This window comes from Intrasporangium sp. (genome assembly GCF_030452765.1).
GTDB lineage: Bacteria > Actinomycetota > Actinomycetes > Actinomycetales > Dermatophilaceae > Intrasporangium_A.
Window position 1 is genome coordinate 1 of the sequence record NZ_JAKDLO010000044.1, and the last position, 21358, is coordinate 21358.

Consider the following 21358-nt stretch of genomic DNA (forward strand, 5'->3'; position numbering starts at 1 on the left):
GCACGGAACTCGTGGCCCCACACCTCGCCGAGCTGGCGAGCGATCCTGTACTTAGCGTCCGCGCCTGCGTCGCCCACACCATCGCTGCCTGCCTACGGCATGCACGCCCATCGGCCTACGCGGCCTTCGAACTCCTCATCGACGCCGACGACCTCCTGCTCGCCTCGGACAGGTTGGACGCTCTGATGATCTACATCGGCAACGCCGATCCAGAAGTAATCGATCCGGTCATCGATCGCATGCTCAGCTCAACAGATGCCGAGGTTCGGAGGGCAGGGGGTCGCATGGCGGCATTCGCCGCGCTGCAATGGGGTCGTCCCGCGCTCATGGAGCGAGCCCTGGCAGGCGTCATTGAGGTGCGAAGTGGTGCAGCCGGAGTCTGCGCCGCGAGAGTCGATCGCTCCGCCGATTCGGAGCTGGTGATGTCGACCCTGCGCCGCCTGATGCACGACGCGGAAGAGGAGGTCCGGAAGGAAGTCGGCACCCTGGCAATTCACCTGCGTGGAGGCGACCTGCGCCCCTACGCCGGGTTCCTGGCTGACTTGATCGCGTCACCAAGCTACGTGCACGCGACCCGGCAACTGCTCATCACGCTCCAGGAAGCGTCGGACAAGGTCGACGATCTCGTCGACCTTGCTGCACACCACTTTCTGAGAATCCATGGTGAAGGCGTGGCCGACATCAGGACCGGCGCTGCCGCGGATGCCCATTACATCTCGGATCTGGTGGTCCGGGGGTTAGCACAGACTCGCGACCGACCGCGCATCACGGCGCTACTCGATATCCTTGATCGCCTGCTCGAACTTGGTGTCGACGAAGTCGATCGAGCAATTGATGGAGCCGTGCGCAACTAGCGATCCTTGGTCGCTGTGGTTTTGACACTTAGGCCGACTCTTTAGGCCGCGATTCCGGCTTGGGTGATGTAGTCGGTGACGGCGTGCTCGAGCACGCGTAGGGCTGCCGGACCGGTAGTGGGGCCGGTGGTGGCTGCCATCAGCGGGCGCAGGAGCCGGTTGTGGACCTTGGTGTAGAAGACGGCGAAGCGTTGCCCGTCGTCGGTCAGGACGTAGGTGTTGGAGTGCTCGAGCCGGACGATCAGGCCTTTGCGCTTGAGGCGGCGCAGGTCGTAGCAGCAGCGGGCCTGGCTGTACGGCTCGCCGAGCAGCTCGGCGACCAGGGGTCGCAGGGAACGGTTGGAGAAGCCGCCGACCAGGTGTGCGGTGATGGCCAGGGCGCCGGCCAGGGCCTGGACCCGAGGGTCGCCGAACCTTAGGGCTGGGGCCTTCCGCCCGTCCTCCAGGGACGGTCGCGCAATCCGCTCAAAGGCTGGACTGGCAAGGACGCAGCCCTGACCGACATGTTCATGATCCAACAGTCGACGGTTGACGTCACGGGCCTTGGCCTGCAGTTCGGGTAGATGGACCAGGCGGCGCAGCACCCCCAGATCGGTCGGGTCGTTCACGACGGTCTCGATCCGCAGGGCGCGGCCCTCCTTGAAGTACTCCTTGGTGCGGGAGTGCTTGTAGCCGACGTTGACGGTGACATCGACGCCGCGGGTGAGCACCCGGGTAGCAAAGACGCCGGGCGTCGACGGCAAGACCTTCTTGCCGAAGATCAACTCGATCTGCTCGGGCCGGCCCAGGTCGAGGTTGTCCGCGACCAGCGCCTCGAAGAACGCCCGACCGTTACGGGGCTGGTCGAACACCAGCGTGCGGGAGGTCTCGATCTGGCGCATCGACAGCTCCCACCAGTACCCGCCCGCCCGGTCCGCGGCACTCAACGGCACCGGCAGCCGCTGCAGCCACCGGTCGAAGAACCCCTGGATCTGGGCCGGGCCCAGCCGGTCACAGATCGCCTGCAGGCCGGCCGGGTCCTGACACGAGGCGAACCCGTTCGCCAGGGCGCTCCAGCCGATCCCCGCCTTGCTCGCCTGACGCTTGGCCCACTCATGCCCGTTCAGCCATTCTCCGAACTTGGAGATGGCTAGCGGTGTCACGGTTAGCGTTCAGTGGCGTGCTTGACCGCGCGGATGATCCGCTCGGCGTTGTTGTGGTCCAGGCCGGTGAGCGTGTCGCGCAGGTCGACGGGGATTCCGATGGCCAGGCTCGCGGCGAGGCGGAGCATGCGGGCTTCGCTGGCCGAGCAGGGTAGCTGTCCGAGGTCGAGGGCGGTGGCCGCTGCGAGCCAGTCGATGGCCGCTGTTGCGGGGTCGTCGAGGCTGCCGGTGGCGTGCACGAGGTGGTGGAGAAAGTCGTCGCGCCGCAGCCTGGTTGTGACAGCCTCAAGTGGCCCCAGTTAGGGCCGTTATGATGGCTTGATTTGGCCCCACTCTCGACCCGCCTGCCTCTATGTTCCGGCTTGTCAGACCAAAGACGAGCTGGAGGCCAGTGGCGTGAAGGAGAGATCGAGAGTGGAGCAGTTCGAACGTATCCGACGGGACGCTCGTGAGGGTGCCTCGATTCGGGAGTTGGCACGTGGGCATCGGGTGCATCGGCGCACGGTGCGTCAGGCGTTGGCGGACGCGACGCCGCCGTCGCGTAAGCCGGCCGCGGCGAGGTCGGCGACCTGCTCGGCCAGGGCGGTCACCGCGTCCGGGTCGTAGAGCCCCTTTTTTCCCCGTCCGGGCCGGGGGTGGCAGGCGCGGCACGTTTGCGGCCTCGCCCCGGCGGCCCGATCTTCGCTGTGCAGAGCGCCTCGTTGATCTCGACGTAGTCCTCGATCAGGCCGGCGAACTGGGCGTAGCTGTCCAGCTCGGCCCGGACCTGCTCGATCTGCTCGAGGGGGATGTACTGCCCACGCGAGCCGCCTGGCCCCTTGACTGTGCGGGTCCACAGCCCGCGCGGGCCGTGCCCTTGCTCACCGGGGCGGGCACACCGGCAGTTCGCGCGTCCGCACTTGCGGTAGCCCACCTGCAAGGACCCGCGCCGGAAGGCCGGCACCGCGGCGATCCGGTCGAGTACCAGCTGGCGCAGCGCCTCGAGCTGCTCCGTCGTCATCGCCGAGTAGTCCTTGCCCATGCCGCCTCCCTGGTCTGATTATGCTATCCATAATCAGACTAGGGAATGACCTGCACAAACTCACGGACCGACACGACCACGACTCACACCCTTCGCGAGAAGGCCGCGTCACTTCGCCGCCTGCGGACGAAGCGGTGGTGGCCGAGGTCTACCGTCGAGGACGTGCGATGCCCCGACCGCGACCGCGGCGAGGGGGTCAGGGCCGGTTCGTCAGGTCGCCGCGTGAGGTCATCACATGTCCGGGCCTCCTGTCCTCTGCTTTACCGCCGCATCGCTAACCCATATCCCACTGGCCGATGTCGTGGCCGCAGGGGTCCGCAGGGGTCTTCTGCCGGTACGTGCTGCACCACGTCCCGGACGACGATCTCAGGATCGCCGTCCGAGAGTTGGCTCGCGTCACCGCGTCGGGCGGTTTCCTCATGCTCGACGGCCACGTGGGCGAAAAGCAGCTACATCAAGACAGAGGGTTACGGCGGCCTCCCGATGCGGGTCCTGTTCGCGCGTCGCAGCCCCGAGACGTACGCGCACCCTTTTGGGGTCCCGGAATGCTCCGTCAGCCAGAGCACCCTGCCGAGGCTTCGGGTGTATACGGTGTGAACACCTCTCGGGTGCTCCCCGGTGGGGGTTGACCACGCTGGCCCCTCTGGGATCGGCCATGATATCTGGAGGCATGCAAGCAATGAGGCTTCTCCTGACCTCTGGCGGGGTCACCAACCCGAGCATCCGTGATGCGCTGGTCGATCTGCGGGGCAAGCCGATCGCCGACTCGAGCGCTCTGTGCATCCCCACGGCGATGTACGGGCACCCCTGGGTTGGCACTGGCGCCAAGGCTTGGCAGTTCATCAGTGGGAACTCCCAGAATCCCATGGTCGACCTGGGCTGGAAGTCCGTCGGCGTGCTCGAGCTGACCGCGCTGCCCAGCATCGATGAAGAGCGCTGGGTGCCCCTGGTCCGGGAGACCGACGTGCTCCTGGTGGCGGGCGGGGATGTTCTCTACCTGTGCTATTGGATGCGGCAGTCTGGGCTGGCGGACCTGATTCCGTCGCTGAGCGAGACGGTCTGGGTGGGGCTGAGCGCCGGGAGCATGGTGATGACCCCCGAGGTCGGGGAAGACTTCATCCAGTGGAGACCGCCGACCGGGGATGACAGCACCCTCGGCCTCGTCGACTTCTCCATCTGCCCCCATCTGGCTCCCGACGGCATGCCGGGCAACTCCATGGCCGAGGCGGAGCAATGGGCGGATGGCATCGCGGGTCCGGCCTACGCGATGGACGACGAGACGGCCATCAAGGTGGCCGACGGCACCCTGGAGGTGGTGTCAGAAGGGCACTGGAAGCACTTTCCCTCGTAACCGTTGCAAACTGCAACAGTTTATCGCGCTGGCCAAACTGGCCAGGTCGACGAGCTGGTGATCGACGATATCGAGGATCAGCTCGGGATTCACTCGGAAGTACTCATGCACGACGATGTTGCGCAGGCCGGCGATCGAGGCCCACGGCACGTCAGGCAAGACCGCTCGAGTCTCGCTCGGCAGCGACCGCACAGCCTCACCAATGACGGCAAGGCTTCGCAGAAGAGCGTCGTAGGCCATTGATGCGAGGCCGCCCGAGCGCAGGTGCGGTGCGTACTCCTGGCACCGGTGGATCGCGTCAAGGATGCCGCGAACCGCTCATCCTCCGACCGGCTCACACCACCACCGCGTCAGCCAGAGCGCTCGAGGAAACCTCGCCGCGCAGCAGGGATGCGGCCACGACATCGACCCTGGTCCCGAGGATCTCGGTCAGCTCGTCGGCGATGCCGGAGACTCGCAGCAGTTCGTTGCCGCCACCGGGTAACAGGTCCACCAAGAGGTCGATGTCGCTGTCCGGCGTGGCGTCGCCGCGGGCGACCGAACCGAATAGTCGCGGGTTCGTCGCCGCGTAACGGTGCATGATCGCGTCGAAGGCACCGCGATGGCTCGCAATCGCTGCGCGCAGCGACTCGCTCTGTCTGGTCACGGTGCTCACGCGACAAGGGTAGACCGCGCGAAAGTCCGCACGTCTTTCCCTCGACCCGCGCCGTAGAAGTCCGCGCGGCGGGTCGCGCGTCAACCACCAAGGAGCCGAGTCCCTCATGGTCAGTTGATCGCTCAACAGGCGCGGCACCAACGTGTCGGCGGCCGTACACCGCTTCGGCTGACTGCCTCAGGCCACGCTGACGCGCGCAGTGGCGCTCTCCCGGTAGGCGCTCGGGGACTGGCCGTACTCCGCCTTGAACACCCGGCTGAAGTGGGCCGCGTCGTGCAGCCCCCATTGGGCTGCGATGGCGGAGACCGGGTGGCCGGCGTGGAGCGGGTCGGTCAGGTCGCGCCGGATGCGCTCGAGCCGCCGGGCCCGGATCCATGCGGAGACCGTCTCGCCCTCGGCGGAGAAGATCGTGTAGAGGTGCCGGGTGGAGATGTAGTGCGCCTGGGCGATGGAGGCGGGCGTGAGGTCGGGGTCGCCGAGGTTGGCCAGGATGTACTCCCGGACCTCCCGGGCGAGACTGCGCGCTGGGCTCACCGCACCGTCGGCGGCCCGGGACAGCTCCTGCGAAAGCATGGTGACGAGCAGGTCCAGCGCGGAGCGCACCAGCCTGGAGGCGTGCGAGCCGCGCAGCTGGTCGAGGTTGCGCCCGAGCTCGATGAAGAAGGGGTTGATGACCCGTCCGAGTCCTTGGTCGCTCGGGAAGCGCGCGGCGGTCACCCTGGCGACCTCGTCGCGGGGCAGGTCGACGGCTTCGTGCGGGAACATGACGACCAACGCGTGGTTCGGCCCGGGAAAGCTCAGGCGATAGGGCCGGTGGGTGTCATAGATGGCCAGGTCACCGGGGCGGAGCCGCGCTTCTCGGCCGTCCTGCTCGAGCAGGGCCGAGCCCGCCAGCTGCAGGCTCAGCTTGTAGTAGCGGCCCTCGACCTGCTCGATGAGCTCCTCCGTACGGTTCACGACGTGCGGCGTCGCGCGGATCTCGAAGACGGAGACATCCTCGACCACGGTGCTCGCGAGGCTTCCTCGGAACGCAACCCCGTCAGCCTCGTCGATCTGCAGCGGGACGAAACTGTTGTTGATGGCAGCACGCCACGAGCCCAGGTGGAGCGGTGGGCGCACAGGTGCCAGCTCGACGACATCACCACCAAGACGCGGCACTGCTCGCTCCCTCGTTGGAGAAACACGGTTCAGATCCACTATCGTATACGATTCACCATCACTCGTCCAGTACGTCCAGTAGGGGAAGCGTGCACCCGCGATCTCCCTGACTGGTCAGCCGAGCTCGCGAAGCACCCGGCGCGCCGCCGTGATGCCCATCTCGATGGCACCGTCGACGACGACGCCGTTCCAGCCCTTGGCGAAGTCCGCTCCGGCGAAGTACAGGCGGCTGTCCGTGTTGTGGAAGTGGTGCCAGCCGTCGGTGAACTGGCCGGACTTGACGGTCGCCCACGTCTCGCCGCTCCACGGGTCCGCGCACCAGTCGTGCCCGTCGCAGTCCACCACGGTCAGATCGGGGCGCCATTGGCGCAGGATCTGCTGCACCTGGGCCGTGTCCTGCAGGTTGATCTTCGTGTGGTCCGGCCCGAACCCGACGAGGATCGTCGTGCCGTCGTCGAGGAAGTACTCGCTCTTGGTCATCGCGATCGGGCTCTGCCCCGGAGCGGTGGCGATGAAGGAGTGGTGCCCCTCGATCTTGATCCAGATCTTGAAGCCGGTGCTGTTGGTGCGCTCGTCGACCACCCTGCGCATCGGCCGGGGCAGCTCGGGAGCGAACTCGACCTGGCCGAGCGCTCCGATCGGCACCGTGACGATGACCGCGTCGGCTTCCCGGACCGACCCGTCCTCGAGCGTGATGCGCGCACCGTCCTGGCCGTGCTCCACCCGGCTGACGGGGGTGGACAGGTGGATCGGGCACCTCAGGTCTGCGGCGATCGCCTCGTAGAGGCCGCGCATCCCGTCGGTCAGCTTGAACTTCAGGGTCTGCTCGTCGAGCAGGGAGAGCCGGTGGTCCGACAGCGCCGCCCAGTGCTTGGCCATCAGGGGCGAGGCGGTGGCCGGGTCGCCGTTGTACCCGGCCGCCCAGTACGCGTCGCAGACGTCGATCTCCTCCTGGGAGAAGGTGCCGTCCCGCAGCGCGTCGAGCACGCTGCCCTGGTCGGCGGCCCGGAAGCGGCCGGGCACGTCGGCCGGCCCGGCGTAGTCGGGGCTCAGCACGTACAGCGGGTCGTGCGGGTAGGGGAAGAACTCCGCTGACCCCTCGAAGATCTTGGCCTGCGGACGCTGCAGGGTGGCGTCGAGGTCGTCCTCCGCGCCTTCGTGCAGGACCCCACCGCCCAGCCAGTACGCGCGCTCGTATTCGGGGCTGGGGTAGATGGTCTGGCCGTAGCGGACGATCTCGCTCCAGACGAAGGGCTGCATCCAGTGCACCCACGTCGCGCCGAGCTCGAGGGTGTAGCCCATCCGCTGCTCGGTCCAGGCACGCCCGCCGATCCGGTCGCGTGCCTCGAAGATCTCGACCTCCGACCCGGCGGCCCGCAGCTCGCGAGCGGCGATGAGCCCGGCGAAGCCGGCTCCGACAACGAGGACCTTGTTCGTCAAGGGGACCACTTCCTTCGTTCCGTTCAGCCGAGTGCGGCCGAGTTGAGGGGGTGCAATGAGGTAGGTGGATCTGACCGGTGCATGCCTCCGGGCCCGTCAGCCGACGTCCGCGTCGCGCAGCCCGGCGAAGACCTCCGGCTTGCTCCGGCGCAGGATCTCGCCCCAGACGAGCCCGACGACGCCGGCTCCGATGATGATCGCGGGCATGACGACCACGAGCGGCGAGGGGCCCTCGGCGCCGATCATCACGTCGAAGTTGACCAGGATGAGGACGAAGACGATGCCCAGGGCAAGGGCCGACACCGCGGGCGCCCACAGCCGCACGAGCGGCGAGTAGCCCCGGTGGTCGGTCCGGAAGTAGGCGATGACCGCCAGCGAGGTCACGCACAGGAGGAAGACCAGGCCGAACGCTGCGGCGTTGGTCAGCCAGGTGAACATCGTGACGACCGGGAACAGCGCCCCGAGCTCGGACCCGGCACCGGCGATCGCGAAGATGACGATGAGGGCGAGCGCCAGCACGGACTGGGCCATCGAGCCGGCGATCGGCGCGTGGTTGTGGCGCCCCGAGGCAGCCAGCAAACGCGGGAGGACCCGTGACCGGCCGAGGGAGAAGAAGTACCGGGCCGCGGCGTGGTGGAACGCCATGAGGGCCGCGAAGAGGCTGGTGATGAAAAGGACGTTGCCGATGTCGGCCATGAGGGTCGAGCCCTGCTGCTCGAGGAAGACGAACACGAGGTCCGGACCGTACTTCTGCGACAGCGGCACGATGTCGGAGACCCCCACCCCGACGGCGAGCGCCCAGGAGGAGAACGCGTAGAACAGCGAGATGATCGCGACGGCGATGAAGGTCGCGCGGGCAACCGACCGCCGCGGGTCCTTGACCTCCTCGCTGTAGATGGCCCCGGACTCGAAGCCCATGAACGCGGCGATCCCGAAGGCGAGGATGGCGCCGATCCCGTGGGTGGCCCACGCCTCCGGTGCGAACGGCGCTGCGGTGACACCCTCGGGCGCGACCATGAAGGAGATGACGTCGACGACGATGACGACGGCGAACTCCAGGAGCACCAGGACCCCGACGACCTTCGCCGACAGGTCGATCTTGTTCATGCCCAGCCAGCCGACGGCGACGAAGCCGATCAGGGCTGCGCCCCACCACGGCAGGTCGAGGCCGGTCTTGGCGGAGACCAGCGACGAGAGGGCGAACCCGAAGATGCCGTACAGACCGATCTGCATCGCGTTGTAGCTGACCAGCGCCAGCATCGCGGCCCCGATCCCCTGACGCACCCCCAGGCCCGAGCTCACGTAGGCGTAGAAGGCGCCGGCGTTGTGCACGTGGGCGCTCATCGCCCCGTAGCCGACGGCGAACACGACCAGGATGATCCCGAGCCCGAGATAGCCGACCGGCACACCGGTCAGCCCGGTCACGGCGAAGCTCGTCGGGGCGCCACCCGCGACGACCGTCAGCGGCGCAGAGGCCGCGATGATGAGGAAGACGAGGTGCCGGACCGTGAGGGTGCGGCGCGCCAGACCCGCCTGCGTAGACAGGTGCTCGCTCGTCGAGGCGGTCGTGGACGGTGGTGTCATGGGATGTCGTTCCTCCAGGTCGTCAGGCCTCGCCATCGAGGCTCCTGTCCCCTGTGGAGAGACTGTAGGCAGCCGACCGGGACCACCGGAACAGCCAGGAGCGGTCCCGGCAGGCGCAGACAAGCAGTCTGCGCGAATCGACAAACACAGGTCGGTATGCCGCTCAGCGGGTTGAGCGGCATACCGACCGGGGCGCGGGGCTGGGGCTCAGCCCTGTGCGCTCACGTCGTCGACGACGAAGCTCGTCTGGAAGGAGCGGTCCTCCTGCATCGTGAACTTGAGCGTCACCGACGTGCCCTTGTAGCCGGACAGGTCGACCGAGACCTTCGCGTAGGAGCCGTTCGCGGAGAGGTTGGAGTAGCTCTTGACGTTCGTGCCGTTCAGCGACACCTTCATCGTGTCGTAGGCGTACCGCGTCGAGTACTCGTCGGTGTCGATGCGGATCCAGTACGTCAGCGTCGGGTTCGCCGCCGACGAGGGGACGGTGAAGGCCTGCTGCTCGGTCTCGGTGGCCCTGCGGCCGTTGCCGCCGAGCCACATCTTCCAAGAGCCGCTGTGTGCGGCGCGGCCCGCGTTGTCGGTGATCGGGCCGGACGTGCCGGTCCAACCGGTCTGGCCGGACTCGAAGCCACCGTTGGTCACCCAGCTGTCACCCGATGGCGGGGGCGGGGGCGGGGTGTTGCCGCAGGTCTCGGACCCGGCGGCGACGCTGATCGCCGAGAAGGCGCCGGCGACGGCCGTGCACTCGGCGCTGTCGGTGCCGTACAGGTCCTTGGCGGCCTTGATCGACGCGTTCCGCGCGGCGGCATAGTCGCTCGAGGAGGTGAGGTACCTCGACAGGGCCCGGTACCAGATCTTCTCGACCTTCTCGTGCCCGATGCCGGTCACGCTGGCGCCGTTGCACGTCGGGCTGTTGTAGCCGACGCCGTTGATGGTGCGCGCACCGGAGCCGTTCGAGGCGAGGAAGTACCAGTGGTTGAGCGGGCCGGAGGAGTAGTGCGGGTCGAGGCTGCCGAGGCTGCCGCTCCAGCAGTCCTTCGACGCGCCGTCCTTGCTCGGCTTGTCCAGGTAGCGCAGCGGCGTGCCGTCGCCGTTGATGTCGATCTCCTCGCCGATGAGGAAGTCGGGGGTGTCGCTGGCGTTGTCGGCATACCACTCGACCGCCGTGCCGAAGATGTCGGAGGTGGCCTCGTTGAGTCCCCCGGCCTCACCCGAGTAGTCCAGGTTCGCGGTGTTCTCCGTGACGCCATGGCTCATCTCGTGGCCCGCGACGTCGAGCTCGACGAGCGGGTGCTGGTTGTTGGCCCCGTCTCCGTAGGTCATCTGGGTGCCATCCCAGAACGCGTTGACGTAGCTGTTGCCGTAGTGGACCCGGGAGCGGGCGCCCTGGCCGTTGTCCCAGATGCCGGCGCGGCCGAGCACGGTGTCGTAGTAGTCGTAGGTCTTCTCGGCCCCGTAGTGGGCGTCGACACCGGCGGACTGGCGGTTGCTCTGGCTGCCGTCGCCCCAGACGTCGTCGGCGTCGGTGAACGTCGTGCCGCTGCCCGACCTGCGGTTGCGCAGGTCGGTCGTGTAGTTGCCGTGCGCATCCTCGAGGGTGTAGCTGCCCGAGCCTGCCGTGGTGCCGAGGGGCACCGTACCGACGAAGATGCCGTGCCCGGTGCCGGTCTTGATGTCGTCCCACGACTGCAGCGTCGCGCCGGTGGTCGCATCGACGATGGTGTGCAGGCGGCTCGGCGTCTGGTCGGCCCGGATGCCCTCGGTCACGACCTCGTAGGCGAGTCGGGCACCTCGGTCGGTCAGGAAGACGACGACCTCGGCGGGCGAGGCCTGCTCCTGTCGAGCCTGGGATGCGGCGAGGCCTGCGCTGCGAGCAGCACTCTTGCTGATGGTCGGTGTGGAGGTGGGGGGTACGACGAGCACGCGGCCGTGGTTGTACGTCACGCCGGTCACGGCGCCCTTGGCGTTGCGGTGCGAGACGAGGTCTCCGCCGATGACTCGCAGCCCGTTCCAGGTGCGCTCATAGCGGACGTGCGTCGCACCGTCCCGGTCGTGGACGACGGATGTGACGATGCGCCTCTCCCCTGTTGCCGGGGTGCTGCTCGGGCCGGCGAGCGCAGGTGCGGCCGGCGAGGCGGCCAGGGCGAGAGCGAGGAGACCGCCGGTCCCCAAGCCTGTCGCGAGTCGATGCATGGGATGTCCCCTTGTCGGTGGTCCATCTCGGTCGGCGTTGACCGGAGTGGAGCGAACCTTGCAGCAGCGGGGAACCGACGTCAACGGTGCTGGACAAGTCTTTGCCAAGCCCATACGCGACCTTGGTTCGGGATGCGCGATTCTTGACGATTCCTTGACAGAACGTTCAGGAAACGCCCCTGGACTTCCGTGCTGAGGAGGGAGCGCGACCGTCTGCCGGAGCGTGTGCGGCGGCCCGGGCGGCGGCGAGATCCTCGGGAGTGTCGACGTCGGCCGACCAGCCGGTGTGGTCGGCGACGAGGGCCCGGGACGAGCTGTCGATGAGCCGTCGCACGCTGACCCCGGAGGGGTCGCCGACGGCGAGGAGACACCGGGCGAGCACGGCTGTACGCCAGACCCCGCAGAGCCAGTTGACGTGCTGGTCGGCATCGACGGGCAGCGCGAGCTCGGCGGACGGGTCGGACTCGAGCGCCTCGACGAGATCCTCGAGCGCCGCCCGGGTGAGGAAGGGCAGGTCGCCGGCCAGCACGGCGACCCGGTCGAGCCGGCGAGCCCCGGCCCCGCGCTGCAGGCGCGGGGCAGCCGGACCCGGGTGAGCGGCATACGGACCGATCAGGGCGGTGAAGCCCGCGGCGATGCCGGCGACCGGGCCCCCGCCGGGAGGCTCCTCGCGCACCACGAGCACACCCTCCGGGACGCCTGCGCCGTCGCCGACGACAACGGTCGGCAACCCGGCACACGCTGCGAGGACGCGCCCGACGATGGGGCGACCTCCGACGTCGAGAGCAGGCTTGTGGCGACCCATCCGGGTCGACCCACCTCCGGTCAGGACGATGATGCCGAGCGACTGCACACAGCCGAGTCTGGCACGCTGGTGCCATGGGACGGGTGACGGTCCGGCACAAGGTGAGGTCCATCGACGTGGGCGCAGGGACCGAGCGCACCCGGCCGGACACGCTGAGCGTCGAGGAGCCGCTCGAGATCCGGGTCGACGGACGGCCGCTCACGGTGACGATGCGGACCCCCGGGCACGACATAGAGCTCGTCCACGGCTTCCTCGTCTCCGAGGGGGTCATCCGGTCGACCGATGACGTCAGGCTCGCCCGGTACTGCGAAGGCGCGGTGGTCTCCGACGAGACGGGGCACGAGCAGAACACGTACAACGTCCTCGACGTGACGCTCGCGCCCGGTGTGGCGGCGCCCGCCGAGGAATCGACGCGCGCGTTCTTCACGTCGTCGGCCTGCGGGGTCTGCGGCAAGGCGAGCATCGACCAGCTTCGCGCCGAGGCGACCTGGCAGGTGCGCGACGACCCGCTGCGGGTCGCGGCGGCCGTCCTGGCGGGGCTGCCGGACCGGTTGCGCACGCAGCAGCACTCCTTCGACAAGACCGGCGGGCTGCACGCGGCGGGACTGTTCACCGCAGACGGCGAGGCGCTCGTGGTGCGCGAGGACGTCGGGCGTCACAACGCGGTCGACAAGGTGGTCGGCTGGGCGCTGCTCGAGACCAAGCTGCCGGCCGGCGGAACGGTTCTGATGGTGTCGGGCCGGGCCTCGTTCGAGCTGACCCAGAAGGCTCTCATGGCGGGGATCCCTTGTCTGGCAGCGGTCTCCGCGCCGTCGTCGTTGGCAGTCGAGGTGGCGCAGGATGCCGGTATGACGCTCGTCGGCTTCGTCCGGGGCGGCCGGCTCAACGTGTATGCCGGGCCGGCTCGCGTGACCACCGACTGACCCAGGTCCGGAAGCGGCAGCCCCGGACCGTGACCGAGTCTCACCGGCCAGACCGACCGATCAACGCGACAGACCACCCGAACGACAGACCGAATCCAGGAGGACGACATGGGGATCTATGCGATCCACTACACCTATCCCGACGACCTGACCGAGTTGCTGAAGGTCCGGCCCGAGCACCGCGAGTGGCTCACCGGTCTGCACGGCGTGCTCGTGGCCGGGATGTACCAGGCCGGTCACCACGAGGTCTCCGAGGGCGAGCCGAGCGACGAGGAGCCGCCGCATGCAGCACTCATCGCCTACGAGGCCGGCTCGATCGACGAGGTGGTCTCGACGTTCGAGCACGACCCGTACTGGCAGAACGGCTTCGTGCTGCGCCGGGTCGTCCGCGAGTGGGATCCGCCGCTGGGCCGGTGGGCTGCCGAGGAGGGCCCCTTCGGCGCCTGACGTGCCGTGCGGCGTTGCCGGGTACCGCGGTACCGTGTGCGCTTTTCGTCGTCATGACGACCACGAGCACGCACAGCAGGGACCCCTCGAGGGGACGCGGTCAGGCAGTCGGCAGACGCTTGTGGATGTCCTCGCTCATGCGGACGACCGAGAGGAAGAACTCGAGCGACATCCGCGACAGGGCCAGGTAGATGAGGAACACGAACCCGCCCCCCACGAGGGCGAGCAGACCGACCGATGCGTCGGTCGCGAACGCCGTGATCGTCGAGACCAGCCACAGCAGGCCGAGGAACACCGTGATCAGGACGTAGACGAACCGGACGAGCTTCGGCGTCACGAAGTGCGTGAAGCTGAAGTCGAAGAGGGCCGAGAAGAAGCCGACGCTGCCAGGGCCGGGACCCAGTGCTCCGCCCTGCGGCGGTGTGGGTCGTGCCCCGAAGGCGCCTCGCTCGGGTGTGGACTCGTCGGACATCGGTGCTCCCCTTACATCGACTCCGCCGCCGGCGGCGACGCTGACGTGGTCATCCTACCGGCGCATCACCCGCCGGAACGGCGCGACGGCGCTCCTGGCCACCGCGGGGTCGTGCGCGCTTTTCGTCGTCATGACAACCACGAGCACGCACAGCAGGGCTGGCCGGGGGGACCCGGAGACCTGGAGACCTGGAACCGGCGCAGTCGTCGGAGCCACGCCGTTCACAGGCGGTGGACGACGACCTCGTCACCGGCGCACAGCCGCTCGACCTGCTCGGGCACCTCGATGAGGGCGTCGGCGCGGGTCAGGGCCCGCAGATGATGCCCCGGCGCCGCCGACACGGTGCCGTCGCCGGCGAGGATGGCCGAGACGAACTGGACCCGGCCCGGTCGGGTGCCTCGCTCCGCCCCCACGTATGTCGCGCAGCCCGGCTGCCGAGGTGGGTTGCCGTGCCGCTCGTCGAGGGCTGGGCGCAACAGCATCGCGAAGGAGACGTAAGCCCCGACGGGGGTGCCCGGCAGGCACACGACCGGGGTTCGGGCCGCCAGCCGGCCGGTCCCCTGGGGGCCGCCGGGCTGCATTGCCAGGTGCACGAACTCGAACCCGCCGAAGCTGGTGCCGACCTGCCTGACGACCTCGTATGCGCCTTGGCTCACGCCTCCGGTCGTGATGACCAGGTCGACATCGGCGGCGACGTCGAGCGCCGTGAAGAGTGCGGCGAGCTCGGCGGGGTCGTCGGAGCACTTGTCGACGTGGGTGACGAGGCAACCCGCCTCGAGGGCCAGTGCGGCGATCATGTCGGAGTTCGACTCGTGGATCTCCCCCGCGGCCGGGTCGTGCTCGGGCCCGGCAAGCTCGGCCCCGGTCGCGATGACCGCGACGCGTGTCGGCGCGTGCGCGGTCAGCACCGTGCAGCCCGTCGACCGGGCAAGCGCGAGCAGGGCCGCATCGACGAGCGTCCCGGCCGGGGCGACGGTCTCCCCGCTAGCGATGTCCTCGCCGCGTCGACGGATGTGCCGACCGGGTGTGAGGTCGCCCCTCACGGTCACCGTCGTCGGCGGCGGCCCGGTCGGCGACGCGTCGGTCCGCTCGACCGGCACGACCGCGACGGCCCCCTCCGGGACCCGGGCGCCGGTCATGATCCGAGCCGCCTGCCCCGGCCGCACGACGAAGTCCGCGGCTGCGCCGGCGGGCACGTCCCCGACCACGTCGAGGACTCGCCGGCCGCCGTGGGCGGGGTGGGCGGCATACCCGTCCATGGCGCTGCTGTCGAAGCGCGGCAGGTCGTCGGCGGCGATCAGGTCGGCGGTGAGCCGCCGACCGACGGCATGGCGGTCGAGGGGGAGCCGTTCGGCCCGCCCGGGCCCGACAACGCGGCGCAGGGCGGCGCGGTGTTCGACGACAGAAACGTGACCCACTGGGTCAGTCTGTCAGGCTGTCAGTCTGCCGGGCCTGCCCGGTGCAGGTGCAGTCGGCATGCGCCGATCTCGGCGAACGCCTCGAGACTCACGCCATCGGGGTCCCCGCCGACCGCCTCGAGGGCACCCTCGACCATGCCGTGGTGGACGCTGCAGACGACATCGGGACGCTCCCGCGCGACGGCGAGCATCGGGCACTGGCGCAGGTGCAGGCAGCCGTCCGGCGTGCCCTCGGGGGCGAAGCCGAGGCCGGTGAGCAGGGTGACGACCTGCCGGTCAGCCTCAGCCGTTCCCTGCGCGGCGGGACGACCCTCGACGAGGGCCCTGCCCCACCCGCGGCCGAGCCGGCGCATATCGCCCCGCACGTCGCCCCCCTGAGCCGCGACGTGCTCCGCGAGCACCTTTGCCAGCGCCGCATACTCGCCCACGGAGGTCGAGGTGATGCCGGGCCGGGCCGCGTAGCCCCAACCAGGACGGCCACGGCCCTTCGGCGCGAGGCGGTTCCGCACGGCGAGACCGCTCGCGACGAGGCCGTCGAGGTGCTCGCGCGCGGTGTTGACGTGCAGACCGAGACTGCCGGCGATCGAGCCGACCGGGCGTGGCTCCGCGCCGAGGGCCTCGAAGACGCGGCGACGCTGGGAGGACAGGCCGGCGACGAGATCGGCCGCACCGTCCCGAGTCGGCACCGGGCCCCAGCCCTCGGTCTTTTGCACAAGAACTACCGTATAAAATGATCGCCGGGATGACAAAGGACGTCGCCCCTTCACCAGACCGAGGAGCCCCCGAGTGTCCACACACGACCAGATCCCCCTGACCGAAGTCAAGCACGGGCACTCGTGCGGGTGCGGCGAGGAGGACGCCGACGTGCCAAGCCTCGACGCGCGCGCCATCCCCCACGCGATCCGCCACGCGACGGTGTTCGGTGCCTTCAACGCGATCCCGGTCGGCGGGGCGCTGGACCTCATCGCGCCGCACAACCCGCTGCCGCTCCTCGCCCAGCTGCAGAGCATGTTCGGCGACATCGACATCGCCTACCTCGAGGAGGGCCCGGAGAAGTGGACGCTCCGGTTGACGCGTAACGGCTGAACCGGAACGCTCACCCTGTGTGCAACTAGCCGCTGCCGCGTTCGAGGGCATTCGTAGCGGGTCGCGGGGCGCTCCCTCCGGGAGGGCTCAGTCGCGGCTGCCGCGTCGGCCGATGAGCCAGCCGACGAGTAGCCCGACGAGAGCCGCCACGCCCAACCCGGCATAGCGTCGCACGAGGACCGGCAGGACGGTCGCACCGAGGTCGATCGCGTCGTCCCGACCCGGTTGGTATGCCGCCGTGGGGCCTGCCGCGCCCGCCTCGCCCGTCGTGGGTGGCTGCGCCGGGCCCACTGTTGCTGCGCTCTCGCCGCCACCCTGTTGCTCGGTGACGGCGATCGAGCCCTCGCCGACGGAAGAGTCGCCGAGCTGCTCGGTAGGACTGGACGTGGCGGCTGCGGCCGGGGCCGGCTGCCCGTCGGCACCCGGCCCCTCCCCCACCGTGGCGAACTGGTGCTCGATGCAGGTGACGAACTGGCCGAGCAGCTTGTCGGACACGTCCTGCATCACGCCGCGGCCGAACTGCGCCGGTTTGCCGGTGACCGCCAGGTCGGTCGTCACGTCGGCCCGGGTGCCCTCGCCGTCCTCGGACAGCTGGATCGTCACGGTGGCCCCAGCCGTGCCGTTGCCGCGCTTGTCCTTGCCCTTGGCCTCGATGACCGCCCGCCCGGCCTGCTCGTCCCGCTCGAGGAACGTTCCCGACCCGGCGTAGAGCAGCGCGATCGGACCGAGCTTGACCTTCACCGTGCCGGCGAAGCCGTCGTCGGTGGCGTCAGTGACGGTCGCTCCGGGGAAGCAGCCACCGACCCGGTCGAGGTCCATGAACAGGTCCCACGCCGTCTCGACCGGGGCCGGCACGGTGAACGAGTGCTGTAGCTCCACCCGCGATCACGCCCCCGCCGCGGCGAGCACCGCGCGCCGGGTCAACACCGTCGCGAGATGCTTGCGGTAGTCGGCACCGCCGTTGAGGTCGGACGGTGGGTTCGTCCCGTCGGCGGCCTGAGCGCAAGCAGCCCGGACGGCCTCCTCGGTCGCGGGCTGCCCGACGAGGGCCTGCTCGACGGCGTTGGCTCGCAGCGGGGTCGAGCCCATGTTCGTCAGGCCCACCCGGGCCTCGGCGATCGAGCCGCCCTCGGCTCGCACCGTGGCGGCGACGGCGACGATCGACCACTGGTGGCTGACCCGGACGAACTTCTCGTAGTGCGCTCCCCACCCGGTGTGCTTGGGGATCCGGATCTGCGTGAGCAGCTCGTCCTCCCCGACCGCCGTCGTGAAGAGGTCCTCGAAGAAGTCGGCGGCCGCGACCGTCCGTGTCGTGCCCGCCTGTTCGGCGATGACCAGCTCGGCGTCGAGAGCCAGAACCGGCGCGCCGACATCACCTGCCGGGTCGGCGTGCACGAGTGCCCCGCCGACGGTGCCGCGGTGCCGGATCTGCGGATCAGCCACAGTGGCAACCGCTTTGGACAGCAGCGCAGCGTGCGTGGACACCGCCTCGGAGGCCAGCACAGCGGCATACGGGGTCATGGCGCCGATCACGATCGTGTCCCCGTCCGCCGAGATCCCTTGGAGCTCAGGGATCTTGCCGAGGTCGATGACGACTCCGGGTGCGTTGAGGCGCATCCGGAGGATCGGCAGGAGCGACTGGCCACCGGCGAGTACCTTCGCATCGTCGCCGTGCTCGGCGAGCTCGGCGAGCGCGGCGAGGGCGTCGGTGAGCGAGGTCGGGGCGAGGTAGTCGAACGATGCGGGGATCACTTGGCACCTCCTGTTGTCGCGGACGGGTCTTGGTTGGGCTGGTCGGCCTCGAAGTGTGGCGCCGCGTCGCGCTGCGTCTCGTCGACCGACCGGCTCGACGCGCCCTGGATCGCACGCCACACCCGCTCGGGCGTGCACGGCATCTCGATGTCGTGGATCCCCATCGGGCGCAGCGCGTCGACGATCGCGTTGACGACGGCGGGCGTGGACGCGATCGTGCCGGCCTCGCCGACTCCCTTGGTGCCCAAGGAGTTCGTCGTCGACGGCGACACGGTGGTGTCGGTGATGAAGCTGATCGTGTCAGCCGCACTCGGCAGGGTGTAGTCGACGAACGAGCCCGTCACGAGGGTGCCGTTCTCGTCGTAGACCGCCCCCTCCCACAGGGCCTGGGCGATCCCCTGCACGAGGCCACCGTGCACCTGCCCCTCGACCAGGAGCGGGTTGATGATGACTCCGACGTCATCGACGCACGCGTACTTGCGCATCGTGGCCGCGCCGGTCTCGGTGTCGACCTCCATCGCGCACAGGTGGGTACCGTGCGGGAAGGAGAAGTTGACCGGGTCGAACGTCGCGTCCGCATCCAGGCTCGGCTCGATGCCATCCGGCAGGTTATGTCCGGTGAACGTCGCGGCCGCGATCTCGGCGATACCGAGCCCCTTGTCGGTGCCCTTGACCCCGAAGCGGCCGCCCGAGAACTCGATGTCGTCGGCGCTCGCCTCGAGCAGGTGCGCCGCAATGACCTTGGCCTTCTCGATGACCTTGTCCGCAGCCCGGACCACCGCCTCACCGCCGACGACGAGCGAGCGCGACCCGTAGGTGTCCATGCCCTTCGGTGCGATGGCCGTGTCGCCGTGCAGGATCTCGACATCCTCGAAGGGCACCCCGAGCCGGTCCGCGACGATCTGGCTGAACCCCGTCACGTGGCCCTGCCCGTGCGGGGAGATCCCCGTGACGACCTCGACCGTGCCCGTCGCGAGCATCCGCACGCTCGCGTGCTCCCAGCCACCGGCGCCGTAGTTGAGCGAGCCGAGGATCCGGGACGGAGCGAGACCGCACATCTCGGTGAACGTCGAGACGCCGATCCCGAGCTGGACCGGATCGTTGCGCTCACGGCGCTCGGCCTGCTCGCGACGCAGCCCGTCGTAGTCGAACAGCTCCTTGGCCCGGGCGGTGGCCGCCTCGTAGTTGCCGGAGTCGTAGGTCATGCCGGAGACCGTCGTGAACGGGAACTCCTCGTGCTTGATCCAGTTCTTCTCCCGGATCTCGAGCGGGTCGGCGCCGACCTCGCCCGCGAGCTCGTCCATCATCCGCTCGATGCCGAAGGCGGCCTCGGGGCGGCCCGCACCGCGATAGGCGTCGACCCACGGCTTGTTGGTCAGCACCGTGGTGCAGTTGAACTGGTAGGCGGGGATCTTGTAGATGCCGTTGAACATCCACGCGCCGAGCACCGGCACGCCGCCACCGACGATCGCGACGTAGGCGCCGAGGTCGGCGATGAGCTCGACCTTGAAACCGGTGATCATGCCGTCCGTGGTCGCCGCCATGGTGAGCTTCTGGTACTGGTCGCGGCCGTGGTGGCCGGTGACGAACGCCTCGGAGCGGGTCTCGGTGAACTTGCACGGCTTGCCGAGGCGACGCGCCAACGCGATCGTCGCGAACTCCTCCGGCGTGGTCTGCAGCTTGCCGCCGAAACCGCCCCCGACATCGGGCGCGATGACGCGCAGCTTGGACTCCGGGATCCCCATGGTCGCGGCGATCGCGAAGCGCAGGATGTGCGGGACCTGGGTCGCCGACCACACGGTCAGCTGGTCGCCGGTCGGGTCGACGACGACCGAGCGCGGCTCCATGAAGCCGGGGACGAGCCGCTGCTGGCGGTACTCGCGCTCGATGAGGATCCCGTCCGTGCGGGCCTTCTCGATCGCCTCGTCGACGTCGCCGCCGCTGCCCTGCGCCGCCGAGTCGAGCTGCCAGAAGGCCGACTTGTTCGTGCCGAGGTCAGGATGGGCGAGCACCTCGTCCTTGAGCGCCTCGCGCGCATCGAGCACGACCGGCAGCTCGTCGTAGTCGACGTCGACGAGCTCGACGGCATCGCGGGCCTCGGCCTCACTGCGGGCCACCACGACGGCGACGATCTCGCCGGCGAAGGCGACGTGCTCGATGGCGACGGGCAGGTGGGTGGGCGTGACCTGGTCGGTCGTGATCGGCCAGGCGTTGATGTTGACGCCCTGGATGTCCGCGATGTCGGCCCCGGTCACGACGGAGACGACACCCGGCGCGGCCTTGGCCGCCTCGGTGCTGATCGAGCGGATCGTCGCGTGGGCGAACGGGCTGCGGACCATCGCGAGGTGGAGCATCCCGGGCAGCGTGATGCTGTCCGTGTACCGGCTGCGACCGGTGATCAGGCGCGCGTCCTCCTTGCGGCGCCTGGCCCTGCCGATCTCGTGGGCCGGTGCCTGGTTCTCGGTGATGGTCATGCCGTCACCGCCTGCGCCGGTGCGGTGCTGTCCGTCGTGGCGCCGCCCTCGCGCATCGTGACGGCCGCCTCCTGCACGGCGCGCACGATGTTGTGGTAGCCGGTGCATCGACAGAGGTTGCCCTCCAGGCCCTCGCGGATCTCCTGCTCGCTCGGGTCCGGGTTGTCCTTGAGCAGGTCACACGCCTGCATGATCATCCCGGGTGTGCAGTAGCCGCACTGCAGCGCGTGGCAGTCGTTGAACGCCAGCTGCATCGGGTGCAGCTGACCGTCCGAGGCGAGGCCCTCGATGGTGGTCACCTCGTGCCCGTCCGCCTGCACGGCGAGCATGTTGCAGGACTTGACGCTGTGGCCGTCGAGGTGGACGGTGCATGCGCCGCAGTTGCTCGTGTCGCAGCCGACAAGGGTGCCCGTCTTCCCGAGGTTCTGCCTCAGGTAGTGGACCAACAGCGTTCTGGGTTCGACGTCATCGGTGTACTTCACCCCGTCGACGGTCACAGTGATCCGGGTCATGGAGACAGTCCTCCTGCTTCGTTGCAGTGATCGGCTGGTGCCTTGCTCGTGAGTCAACCCCGCCTGCGCGG

General features: G+C 69.2%; 22 protein-coding genes and 1 pseudogene. 6 read left to right on the top strand and 17 right to left on the bottom strand.

Annotated elements, in window-relative coordinates:
- Positions 1 to 854, top strand: a pseudogene (locus L0H79_RS07620) (hypothetical protein); the annotation flags it as partial.
- A gap of 41 nt (positions 855 to 895) precedes the next feature.
- Here the strand turns inward: L0H79_RS07620 and L0H79_RS07625 are convergent.
- The 3 genes from L0H79_RS07625 to L0H79_RS07635 form a co-directional block, all read right to left on the bottom strand.
- Positions 896 to 1996, bottom strand: coding sequence for a hypothetical protein (locus tag L0H79_RS07625; protein ID WP_301483996.1), 1101 nt, complete (start codon positions 1994 to 1996; stop codon positions 896 to 898).
- A 2-nt stretch (positions 1997 to 1998) separates the two neighbouring features.
- On the bottom strand, positions 1999 to 2235 hold the full coding sequence (locus L0H79_RS07630) for a hypothetical protein (protein WP_301483997.1): 237 nt from the start codon (positions 2233 to 2235) through the stop codon (positions 1999 to 2001).
- 347 nt (positions 2236 to 2582) lie between these two features.
- Positions 2583 to 3017 carry a DUF6788 family protein gene (locus L0H79_RS07635; RefSeq protein ID WP_301483998.1) on the bottom strand — a complete coding sequence of 145 codons (435 nt, stop codon included), beginning with the start codon at positions 3015 to 3017 and terminating at the stop codon, positions 2583 to 2585.
- A gap of 296 nt (positions 3018 to 3313) precedes the next feature.
- Here L0H79_RS07635 and L0H79_RS22180 point away from each other — a divergent pair, with 296 nt between their 5' ends.
- Positions 3314 to 3646 carry a class I SAM-dependent methyltransferase gene (locus L0H79_RS22180; protein WP_367652443.1) on the top strand — a complete coding sequence of 111 codons (333 nt, stop codon included), beginning with the start codon at positions 3314 to 3316 and terminating at the stop codon, positions 3644 to 3646.
- A gap of 50 nt (positions 3647 to 3696) precedes the next feature.
- Positions 3697 to 4368, top strand: a complete 672-nt coding sequence (locus L0H79_RS07640; RefSeq protein ID WP_301484020.1) for a Type 1 glutamine amidotransferase-like domain-containing protein — start codon at positions 3697 to 3699, stop codon at positions 4366 to 4368.
- Here L0H79_RS07640 and L0H79_RS07645 read toward each other — a convergent pair.
- From L0H79_RS07645 to L0H79_RS07675, 7 genes are all read right to left on the bottom strand, one after another.
- Entirely contained in the window at positions 4336 to 4674 is a 339-nt protein-coding gene (locus L0H79_RS07645) for a DUF86 domain-containing protein (protein ID WP_367652444.1), read from the bottom strand. The two genes, L0H79_RS07640 and L0H79_RS07645, sit on opposite strands and share 33 nt — an antisense overlap.
- Positions 4675 to 4702: 28 nt before the next feature.
- Positions 4703 to 5023, bottom strand: a complete 321-nt coding sequence (locus tag L0H79_RS07650; protein ID WP_301483999.1) for a nucleotidyltransferase family protein — start codon at positions 5021 to 5023, stop codon at positions 4703 to 4705.
- Positions 5024 to 5200: 177 nt separating this feature from the next.
- Entirely contained in the window at positions 5201 to 6181 is a 981-nt protein-coding gene (locus L0H79_RS07655) for a helix-turn-helix domain-containing protein (protein ID WP_301484000.1), read from the bottom strand.
- A 114-nt stretch (positions 6182 to 6295) separates the two neighbouring features.
- Positions 6296 to 7621 carry an NAD(P)/FAD-dependent oxidoreductase gene (locus L0H79_RS07660; protein ID WP_301484001.1) on the bottom strand — a complete coding sequence of 442 codons (1326 nt, stop codon included), beginning with the start codon at positions 7619 to 7621 and terminating at the stop codon, positions 6296 to 6298.
- A gap of 96 nt (positions 7622 to 7717) precedes the next feature.
- A complete protein-coding gene (locus L0H79_RS07665; protein WP_301484002.1) occupies positions 7718 to 9205 on the bottom strand; it encodes an APC family permease in 1488 nt (495 codons plus the stop codon).
- 207 nt (positions 9206 to 9412) lie between these two features.
- Entirely contained in the window at positions 9413 to 11398 is a 1986-nt protein-coding gene (locus tag L0H79_RS07670) for a M4 family metallopeptidase (protein ID WP_301484003.1), read from the bottom strand.
- 166 nt (positions 11399 to 11564) lie between these two features.
- Positions 11565 to 12251, bottom strand: a complete 687-nt coding sequence (locus tag L0H79_RS07675; RefSeq protein ID WP_301484004.1) for a molybdenum cofactor guanylyltransferase — start codon at positions 12249 to 12251, stop codon at positions 11565 to 11567.
- A 26-nt stretch (positions 12252 to 12277) separates the two neighbouring features.
- Here L0H79_RS07675 and fdhD point away from each other — a divergent pair, with 26 nt between their 5' ends.
- Together fdhD and L0H79_RS07685 are read left to right on the top strand one after the other, a co-directional pair.
- Positions 12278 to 13126, top strand: a complete 849-nt coding sequence (gene fdhD, locus L0H79_RS07680; RefSeq protein WP_301484005.1) for a formate dehydrogenase accessory sulfurtransferase FdhD — start codon at positions 12278 to 12280, stop codon at positions 13124 to 13126.
- Positions 13127 to 13234: 108 nt separating this feature from the next.
- A complete protein-coding gene (locus tag L0H79_RS07685; RefSeq protein ID WP_301484006.1) occupies positions 13235 to 13573 on the top strand; it encodes a YciI family protein in 339 nt (112 codons plus the stop codon).
- A gap of 100 nt (positions 13574 to 13673) precedes the next feature.
- On the opposite strand, the gene L0H79_RS07690 is transcribed toward L0H79_RS07685, so the two are convergent.
- The 3 genes from L0H79_RS07690 to L0H79_RS07700 all read right to left on the bottom strand — a co-directional run bounded on the left by L0H79_RS07690 (position 13674) and on the right by L0H79_RS07700 (position 16176).
- Complete coding sequence (locus L0H79_RS07690) at positions 13674 to 14045, bottom strand: DUF4282 domain-containing protein (RefSeq protein WP_301484007.1); 372 nt, start codon at positions 14043 to 14045, stop codon at positions 13674 to 13676.
- 221 nt (positions 14046 to 14266) lie between these two features.
- Positions 14267 to 15463 (bottom strand): gephyrin-like molybdotransferase Glp, encoded by a 1197-nt coding sequence (gene glp, locus L0H79_RS07695; RefSeq protein ID WP_301484008.1) that lies wholly within the window; start codon positions 15461 to 15463, stop codon positions 14267 to 14269.
- 20 nt (positions 15464 to 15483) lie between these two features.
- The gene (locus tag L0H79_RS07700) at positions 15484 to 16176 is read right to left on the bottom strand and encodes a metalloregulator ArsR/SmtB family transcription factor (RefSeq protein ID WP_301484009.1); all 693 of its coding nucleotides are present in this window, start codon (positions 16174 to 16176) and stop codon (positions 15484 to 15486) included.
- 73 nt (positions 16177 to 16249) lie between these two features.
- Between L0H79_RS07700 and L0H79_RS07705 the strand changes: the two genes are divergently transcribed.
- Positions 16250 to 16549, top strand: a complete 300-nt coding sequence (locus L0H79_RS07705) for a DUF2249 domain-containing protein (RefSeq protein WP_301484010.1) — start codon at positions 16250 to 16252, stop codon at positions 16547 to 16549.
- A gap of 87 nt (positions 16550 to 16636) precedes the next feature.
- Here L0H79_RS07705 and L0H79_RS07710 read toward each other — a convergent pair whose 3' ends face one another.
- The 4 genes from L0H79_RS07710 to L0H79_RS07725 are packed head-to-tail and all read right to left on the bottom strand — an operon-like array spanning position 16637 to position 21287.
- Positions 16637 to 17428, bottom strand: a complete 792-nt coding sequence (locus L0H79_RS07710) for an SRPBCC family protein (RefSeq protein ID WP_301484011.1) — start codon at positions 17426 to 17428, stop codon at positions 16637 to 16639.
- 6 nt (positions 17429 to 17434) lie between these two features.
- Positions 17435 to 18301 (bottom strand): xanthine dehydrogenase family protein subunit M, encoded by an 867-nt coding sequence (locus L0H79_RS07715; protein ID WP_301484012.1) that lies wholly within the window; start codon positions 18299 to 18301, stop codon positions 17435 to 17437.
- Complete coding sequence (locus L0H79_RS07720) at positions 18298 to 20775, bottom strand: xanthine dehydrogenase family protein molybdopterin-binding subunit (RefSeq protein WP_301484013.1); 2478 nt, start codon at positions 20773 to 20775, stop codon at positions 18298 to 18300. The genes L0H79_RS07715 and L0H79_RS07720 overlap by 4 nt, the downstream gene beginning before the upstream one ends.
- Positions 20772 to 21287: a (2Fe-2S)-binding protein gene (locus L0H79_RS07725; protein WP_301484014.1), complete on the bottom strand. Its 516-nt coding sequence runs from the start codon at positions 21285 to 21287 to the stop codon at positions 20772 to 20774. Before L0H79_RS07725 ends, L0H79_RS07720 begins: the two co-directional genes overlap by 4 nt.
- Positions 21288 to 21358: the final 71 nt, after the last annotated feature.